General features: G+C 67.2%; 9 protein-coding genes and 1 pseudogene. All 10 read left to right on the forward strand.

Going from position 1 to position 7,656, the window contains the following annotated elements:
- The coding region (locus tag AC30N0_RS14045; protein ID WP_489518528.1) for a recombinase RecA family protein at nucleotides 1-430 on the forward strand (430 nt) is incomplete at its 5' end.
- A 2-nt stretch (nucleotides 431-432) separates the two neighbouring features.
- Nucleotides 433-969 (forward strand): regulatory protein RecX, encoded by a 537-nt coding sequence (locus tag AC30N0_RS14050; RefSeq protein ID WP_489518529.1) that lies wholly within the window; start codon nucleotides 433-435, stop codon nucleotides 967-969.
- A gap of 114 nt (nucleotides 970-1,083) precedes the next feature.
- The gene (gene sucC / locus AC30N0_RS14055) at nucleotides 1,084-2,259 is read left to right on the forward strand and encodes an ADP-forming succinate--CoA ligase subunit beta (protein WP_489518530.1); all 1,176 of its coding nucleotides are present in this window, start codon (nucleotides 1,084-1,086) and stop codon (nucleotides 2,257-2,259) included.
- 14 nt (nucleotides 2,260-2,273) lie between these two features.
- Nucleotides 2,274-3,167 (forward strand): succinate--CoA ligase subunit alpha, encoded by an 894-nt coding sequence (sucD, locus tag AC30N0_RS14060; protein WP_489518531.1) that lies wholly within the window; start codon nucleotides 2,274-2,276, stop codon nucleotides 3,165-3,167.
- 23 nt (nucleotides 3,168-3,190) lie between these two features.
- Nucleotides 3,191-3,919: a TerC family protein gene (locus AC30N0_RS14065; RefSeq protein ID WP_489518532.1), complete on the forward strand. Its 729-nt coding sequence runs from the start codon at nucleotides 3,191-3,193 to the stop codon at nucleotides 3,917-3,919.
- Between the two features lie 54 nt (nucleotides 3,920-3,973).
- Nucleotides 3,974-4,756 (forward strand): Stp1/IreP family PP2C-type Ser/Thr phosphatase, encoded by a 783-nt coding sequence (locus AC30N0_RS14070; protein ID WP_489518536.1) that lies wholly within the window; start codon nucleotides 3,974-3,976, stop codon nucleotides 4,754-4,756.
- Nucleotides 4,757-4,824: 68 nt separating this feature from the next.
- The gene (locus tag AC30N0_RS14075; protein WP_489518533.1) at nucleotides 4,825-5,508 is read left to right on the forward strand and encodes an FHA domain-containing protein; all 684 of its coding nucleotides are present in this window, start codon (nucleotides 4,825-4,827) and stop codon (nucleotides 5,506-5,508) included.
- A 206-nt stretch (nucleotides 5,509-5,714) separates the two neighbouring features.
- The gene (locus AC30N0_RS14080; RefSeq protein ID WP_489518534.1) at nucleotides 5,715-6,515 is read left to right on the forward strand and encodes an MBL fold metallo-hydrolase; all 801 of its coding nucleotides are present in this window, start codon (nucleotides 5,715-5,717) and stop codon (nucleotides 6,513-6,515) included.
- Nucleotides 6,516-6,718: 203 nt separating this feature from the next.
- Nucleotides 6,719-7,207: a pilin gene (locus tag AC30N0_RS14085; protein ID WP_489518535.1), complete on the forward strand. Its 489-nt coding sequence runs from the start codon at nucleotides 6,719-6,721 to the stop codon at nucleotides 7,205-7,207.
- A 124-nt stretch (nucleotides 7,208-7,331) separates the two neighbouring features.
- Nucleotides 7,332-7,656: pseudogene (locus AC30N0_RS14090) on the forward strand (TfpX/TfpZ family type IV pilin accessory protein); the annotation flags it as partial.

Here is a 7,656-nt window from a genome sequence, read left to right on the forward strand (position 1 = left end):
GGAAACCACCACCGGCGGCAATGCGCTCAAGTTCTACGCCTCGGTCCGGCTCGACATCCGCCGCATCGGCTCGATCAAGAAGGGCGAGGAGGTCATCGGCAACGAGACCAAGGTCAAGGTCGTCAAGAACAAGGTCTCGCCCCCCTTCAAGACTGCCGAGTTCGACATCCTCTACGGCCAGGGCATCAGCCGCGAGGGCGAGGTCATCGACATGGGCGTCGAGGCCAAGATCCTCGAGAAGAGCGGCTCCTGGTACGCCTACAACGGCGAGAAGAGCGGCCAGGGCAAGGACAACGCGCGCGAGTTCCTGAAGGAGAACCCGGACCTCGCGGTCGAGATCGAGAACAAGGTCCGCCAGGCCATGGGCATCCCGCTCCTGCCCGGGGCCGCCGAAGAAGCGCCGGCCAAGCTCAAGGTCGTCAAGGACTAGCGTTGGCGGCCGGGGCGAAGGCGCAGCGCTCGCTCAAGTCGCGGGCGCTGCAGCTCCTGGCTCAGCGCGACCAGAGCCGCCTGGAGCTGAAGCGCAAGCTCATGCGCCATGCGCAGCGCGTCGCGGCCGGCGACGCCAGCGAAGACGTTTCGACGGCGGCCGGCGGCGAATCTGAGGTCGAGGCCCTGCTCGACTGGCTGGAGGCGAACCGATTCCTCTGCGACGAACGCTTCGTCGATGCCAGGGTGCATGCCCGCGAAAACCGCTTCGGCAACCTGCGCATCCGCAGCGAGCTGGCCCAGCACGGAGTCGCCCTGCCCATCGAGCAGGCCCGCGCTCTCGAGGCGACCGAGCTTGCCCGCGCCGCGGCCGTCCGCGAGCGTCGCTTCGCGTTCCCGCCGTGCGACGCTGCCGAACGCGCTGCCCAGTCGCGCTTTCTCGCCGGCCGGGGCTTCTCACCCGACGTCGTTCACCGCCTGATGCGCCAGCTGCGCGAGGGATCGAGGGCGGCCGACCCGGATCGCCAGGCGGCGGACTGAGCCCGTCAGTGCGGCATCGCGGCCGCCGATCGGCGCCGATTACCGCGTGCTACATTCTCCGGCCTCGCGCCGGGTGACGGCCGTCCGCGGTCATCTGAAGACAGCCATTTCCCGATGAAGATCCACGAGTACCAGGGCAAGGAACTCCTCGCCCGCTTCGGCATCCCCGTCCCGCGCGGATACCCTGCCTTCAGCGTTCGCGAGGCCAGCGAAGCAGCCCAGCGTCTCGGCGGGTCGGTCTGGGTCGTGAAGGCCCAGATCCACGCCGGCGGGCGCGGCAAGGGCGGCGGCGTCAAGCTCGCCCGCTCGCTCGACGAGGTGAGCCGGCTGGCCGGCGAGATCCTCGGCATGCAGCTCGTCACGCCGCAAACCGGGCCACAGGGTCAGAAGGTCCGTCGCCTCTTCATCGAGGAAGGCGCGGACATCAAGAAGGAGTACTACGTCGCCGTGCTCACCGACCGGGCCACGCAGAAGGTGGCGATGATGGGCTCGAGCGAGGGCGGCATGGACATCGAGAAGGTGGCCCACGACAGCCCCGAGAAGATCGTCAAGGTGTTCATCGACCCGCTCGAGGGCATCACCGAAAGCACGGCCCTGGAGCTGGCCGGCGGCATCGGCATCCCGGCCGAGTCGCGGGCCGACGCGGTGGCGTTCCTCAGGAAGCTGTACACCTGCTACATGGAGACCGACGCGACCCTGGCCGAGATCAACCCGCTGATCCTCGAAGGAAGCAAGAACGGCGCCGCGCCGAAGGTCAAGGCGCTCGACGCGAAGTTCAACTTCGACTCCAACGCGATGTTTCGCCACTCCGAGATCGCCGCCTACCGCGACCTCGACGAAGAAGACCCGGCCGAGGTCGAGGCGAGCAAGTTCGACCTCGCCTACATCCAGCTCGACGGCAACATCGGCTGCCTCGTCAACGGCGCCGGCTTGGCCATGGCGACGATGGACACGATCAAGCTCTTTGGCGGCTCGCCGGCGAACTTCCTCGATGTCGGCGGCGGCGCGACGGCGGAGAAGGTGACCGAGGCTTTCAAGATCATGCTATCCAACTCGAAGGTGAAGGCGATCCTCGTCAACATCTTCGGCGGCATCATGCGCTGCGACACGATCGCCGAAGGCGTCATCGCCGCCTGCAAGGCGGTGAACCTCAATGTCCCGCTGGTCGTCCGGATGAAGGGCACCAACGAGGAGCAGGGCAAGAGGTTGCTGGCCGCATCGGGCCTGCCGATCATCAGCGCCGATTCCATGGCCGAGGCGGCGCAGAAGGTCATGGCGGCGCTGAAGTAGCCGACGCGAGACACATGAGCATCCTGATCGACAGAAACACCCGCGTCATCACGCAGGGCATCACCGGCAAGACGGGGCAGTTCCACACCCGGATGTGCCGCGACTACGCCAACGGCAAGGCCTGCTTCGTCGCCGGCGTGAACCCGAAGAAGGCCGGCGAGGATTTCGAGGGCATCCCGATCTTCGCCACCGTCCGCGAGGCGGCGAAGGACACGGGCGCGACAGTGAGCGTGATCTACGTGCCGCCGGCGGGCGCGGCGGCGGCGATCTGGGAAGCCGTCGAGGCCGAGCTCGACCTGGCGATCTGCATCACCGAAGGCATCCCGGTGCGCGACATGCTCGAGGTGCGCAGCCGGATGCGGGCGCGCGAGGCGGCCGGCGCCAAGAAGACGCTCCTGCTCGGGCCGAACTGCCCTGGGCTCATCACGCCCGACGAGATCAAGATCGGCATCATGCCCGGCCACATCCACTGCAGAGGCCGGGTCGGGGTGGTCAGCCGCTCCGGCACGCTCACCTACGAGGCCGTGGCTCAGCTCACCGAGGTGGGGCTCGGCCAGTCGAGCGCGGTCGGCATCGGGGGCGACCCCATCAACGGACTCAAGCACATCGACGTCATGCGCCTGTTCAACGATGACCCGGGCACCGATGCAGTGGTCATGATCGGCGAGATCGGCGGCTCCGACGAGGCTGAGGCCGCGCGCTGGTGCAAGGAGCACATGAAGAAGCCCATCGTCGGCTTCATCGCCGGCGTCACGGCGCCGCCGGGCAAGCGCATGGGCCATGCCGGCGCCCTGATCTCGGGCGGTGCCGACACCGCCGACGCCAAGCTCGCCGTGATGGAGGAAAGCGGCTTCACCGTCACCCGGAACCCGTCCGAGATGGGCCGGTTGATGAAGGGCCTGCTCTAGTGCCGGCAGCGTAGGAGGGCCACATGGCGGAGCTCATGACGCCCGAGTTCTGGGTGGCGGTCGGTCAGATCATCCTGATCGACATCGTCCTCGGGGGCGACAACGCGGTGGTCATCGCGCTGGCCTGCCGGCAGCTGCCGCCGGCGCAGCGCACCAAGGGCATTCTCTGGGGCACGGCCGGCGCGATCGTCCTGCGCGTCGTGCTCATCTTCTTCGCGCTGACCCTGCTGGCCATCCCGTACCTGAAGCTGGTCGGCGCGGCCTTGCTGCTGTGGATCGGCGTCAAGCTGCTGCTGCCGGCCGAGGGCGACGCCCATGCCGACATCAAGGGCAGCGACAAGCTCTGGGGCGCCGTCAAGACCGTCATCATCGCCGACCTGGTGATGAGCGTGGACAACGTGATCGCCATCGCCGGTGCCGCCGAAAGCGCCGGCGGCGAGCACAAGATGCCGCTCGTGATCTTCGGCCTGCTCGTCAGCATTCCCATCATCGTCTGGGGCAGCCAACTGGCGCTCAAGCTCATGGACCGGTTTCCGATCATCATCACCGTGGGCGGCATGCTGCTCGGCTGGATCGCCGGGACGATGGCGGTCACCGACCCGGCGGTCGCGCCGTGGCTGCCGGTGAATGAGGCCGTCAAGTACGCTGCCGGCATCACCGGCGCGCTGCTGGTGCTCGGGGTCGGCGTTCTGCTCGGCCGGCAGCGGCGGGCGCGTGCGGCAGCGCTGGCGGATCGCTCCGGGACCGGCTGAAAGGCGGGGCACAATCCGAGCTCGTCCCTCCCCCGCGCCACTGCCGTGCCGATGATGACGCTCGAGTTCCACTGCGCTTCGGACACCGGACGGGCGCGCAACAACAACGAGGATTCGGTCGCCGTCGACGAGGCCACGGCCCTGGCTGTCCTCGCGGACGGCATGGGCGGCTACAACGCCGGCGAGGTGGCGAGCGGCATGTGCACCTCGTTTATCAAGGCCGAGCTCGGCCGCTGGCTCGCCGAAGCCTCCGAGTCGGCGACCGACACCGACGTGCGCCGGGCCATGGACATCTGCGTCGACAACGCCAACCGGGCGATCTTCAATGCCTCGAACTCGAACCCGCAGTACGCGGGCATGGGCACGACGCTGGTGGTGGCGGTGTTCCGCGAGAACCGGCTCCTGCTGGGCCACGTCGGCGATTCGCGCTGCTACCGCTTTCGCGCCGGTCGCCTGTTGCAGATCACGCACGACCACTCGCTGTTGCAAGAGCAGATCGACTCCGGCCTCATCACCGCGGAGCAGGCGGCGTTCTCGTCGAACAAGAACCTGGTGACGCGGGCCGTCGGCGTCGAGGACACCGTGCTCCTGGAAACCCACCTGCACGACGTGCTGCCGGGCGACATCTACCTGATGTGCTCGGACGGGCTCTCCGACATGCTCGAGGACGCCGCCATCGGCCAGCTGTTGCAGAGTTGCGAATTACTGCCGGAAGCCGCCGCAGGCCTCATCGACGCGGCGAACGAGGCAGGCGGAAAGGATAATATCTCCGTCGTACTCGTCCGGGTAAGGGGCCCGGGCGGGGCCGCGCGATCCTGGTGGCCGTTTCGCCGCTGAGCGGTTGCCGGCGGCCCGGCTTCGAACGCGGCGACGCGGTACAAGACAAGAGACTCGAGGTCTGAAGCATGGGCAAATTGGTGGTTTCGCTCGACGGTGTCGTGATCAAGGAAGTCCAGATCACGAAGGACAAGACGACGCTCGGCCGCCGCCCTTACAACGACATCGTGATCGACAACCTCGCCGTCAGCGGCGAGCACGCCGTCCTGCAGATGGTGGGTTCCGACGTCTTCATCGAAGACCTCAACAGCACCAACGGCACCTACATCAACGGCAAGGCCGTCAAGAAGCAGCTGCTGGCCCACAACGACACGGTCGAGGTCGGCAAGTACAAGATCAAGTTCATGGTCGAGGACGGTACCGACTACGAGAAGACGATGATCATGAAGCCCGGCGCGATGTCGCCCGGTGCGGCCCAGTCTGGCTACGCGGCGCCGAGCCGCGCCTCGGGCTTCGGCGGCCTGGCCGGCAGTGCCTCGGGCAACACCGGCCCGGCCACGATCCGCGTCATGAACGGCGCCGCGGCCGGTCGCGAGGTCGTGCTGACCAAGGTGGTGACGACGGTCGGCAAGCCCGGCGTGCAGGTCGCCTCGATCACCAAGCGCCCCACCGGCTACGTCCTCGCCCACGTCGAAGGGGCGGCCCGGCCGACGGTCAACAGCACCCCGCTCGCCGGCGAGACCGTGAGCCTGAAGAACGGCGACGTGATCGAGCTCGCCGGCACGCAGATGCAGTTCGTCCAGGCGGCCTGATCCGCCTGATGGGCTGGCCCGGGCATGTCCCGGGGGGCGACGAAGCGTGACGGATTTCACACCCTGATCCGAGGCGCCGTCGCGGGGCGCGCCGCTTGCCTCAAACGCGACATTGGCCGCTTGTGCAGCGGCGCTTCGCACCCGAACATCGCTACCCTTTCCCGCCCGGACACCCCTGGCGCCACGCCGCCCGCCCACCCCACGCCATGATCGTCCAGGTACTCGGTTGCTCCGGCTCGATCGCCGCCGGATGCAGGACCACCTCGTTTCTCCTCGATGACGACGTCCTGTTCGACGCCGGCACCGGCGTGGGCGATCTGCCGCTGGAGGCGCTGGCCCGGATCGACCACATCCTGATCAGCCATTCGCATCTCGACCATGTGCTCGCGATCGGCCTGCTTGCCGACAGCGTCATGCGCGAGCGGCTGCCCGAACGTGGCCCGATTCGTGTCCATGCCCTGCCCGAGACCCTGGCCGCGCTGCGCACGCACATCTTCAACGGCGTGATCTGGCCCGACTTCACGCGCCTGCCGAGCGCCGAGCACCCGATGCTGACGCTCGTCCCGATCGCCGTCGGCGACGTCCTCGACCTTGCCGGCAAGCGCATCGAAGTGCTCTCCGCAGCGCACACCGTGCCGGCAGTGGGCTTCGCCGTCGACGCCGGCGCCGCGGGCTGGTGGGTCTACACCGGCGACACCGGGCCGAACCCGGCGCTCTGGCAGCGCCTCGAGCACATGAACGTGGCGCACCTGGTGATCGAGACGGCCTTTCGCGACGACGAGCGTCAGCTCGCCCGCATCAGCCGACACCTCTGCCCGTCCGCGCTGGGCCACGAACTGCAGCACCTGAAGGGCAGTGTCGACGTCCACATCACGCACATCAAGCCCGGGGAGATGGACGTGGTGATGGCCGAGATCGGCCGCCTCGGCTCCCCGCACCGGATCCGCGCTCTCGAGGCCGGAGAGATCATGACGCTGGCCGACAGCCCGGCGCGGGCCTGCGCCTAGAGACGACGAGCGGCAGCTCCCCGCCGCTGCTCGTGACGGAATGTGTCAACGCCGACCCGATGCGGGCTGCGACCGGCCCGGCCGGTGACCGTATGTGTCAGCTTGGTGGATGGACTTCACGGTTTTCGGTCGGTTTGGCGTGGCACGGGCCCTGCAATGAAGAAGGGGTCTTTCCACCCCCCAGTTCCAACAGGAGCATTTCCATGAAGCGTTCTATCCAGAAGGGTTTCACCCTCATCGAGTTGATGATCGTGGTTGCGATCATCGGCATCCTGGCCGCGGTTGCGCTGCCGGCCTATCAGGACTACACGGTCCGGGCGAAGGTTTCGGAAATCGTGCTCGCGGCTTCTTCGTGCCGCACCGGGATCACCGAGACGATCCAGAACTCGAACGTCACCAACCTTGGCACGACACTGACCACGGCCTGCACCATCGCACCGACGAAGTTCGTGACTTCCGGTGCCTCAGATGCAAACGGCCGGATCACCGTCGTTGGCAATCAGACGAACCTGTCGGCCCTGACGGCGGGTACCAACACTCTGACGCTGATCCCGATGATCTCGGGAACCGCGGTCGCTGCTGGTACCGATGGCGGCAAGACGGTCGAAGGTTGGAAGTGCGGTGACTCGGGTGCCGGCACGACTATTCTGTCGAAGTACCTTCCGTCGTCCTGCCGCGGTACTTACCCGTAAGGCGAGTGGAGTTGCCCAGGATCTAATGCTTGGGCTTCCAAGTCGACTTGCTTGGAACGCAAAGGCCGCATCGAGAGATGCGGCCTTTTTCATCGTTGAGTAGCGACAGATGGAGTCTGCCTTTTTGAGATCCAAGCGAATCAGGCTCGCCGGCCTGCACCTCGCCGCCAGCTTCGCGACCGGGATCGCGGCAGCGGTCGTCGTCTTCACGGTCTGGTACCCGGCGCCCTACGCGGCGATCGCAGGCGGTCTGGGCCTTTTCCTCATCCTGATGTCCGTCGACGTGGTCCTGGGGCCGGTGCTCACCGCTGTCGTTGCCGATCCGAAAAAGCCGGTCCTGATCCTCCGGCGCGACATAGGCGTCATCGTTGCATTGCAGCTGGCCGGCTTGGCGTACGGCCTCCACGCCATCGCACTGTCGCGACCGGTGCATCTCGCCTTCGAGGTCG

The sequence above is a fragment of the Rhizobacter sp. genome (assembly GCF_031412495.1).
Lineage (GTDB): Bacteria > Pseudomonadota > Gammaproteobacteria > Burkholderiales > Burkholderiaceae_C > Schlegelella_A.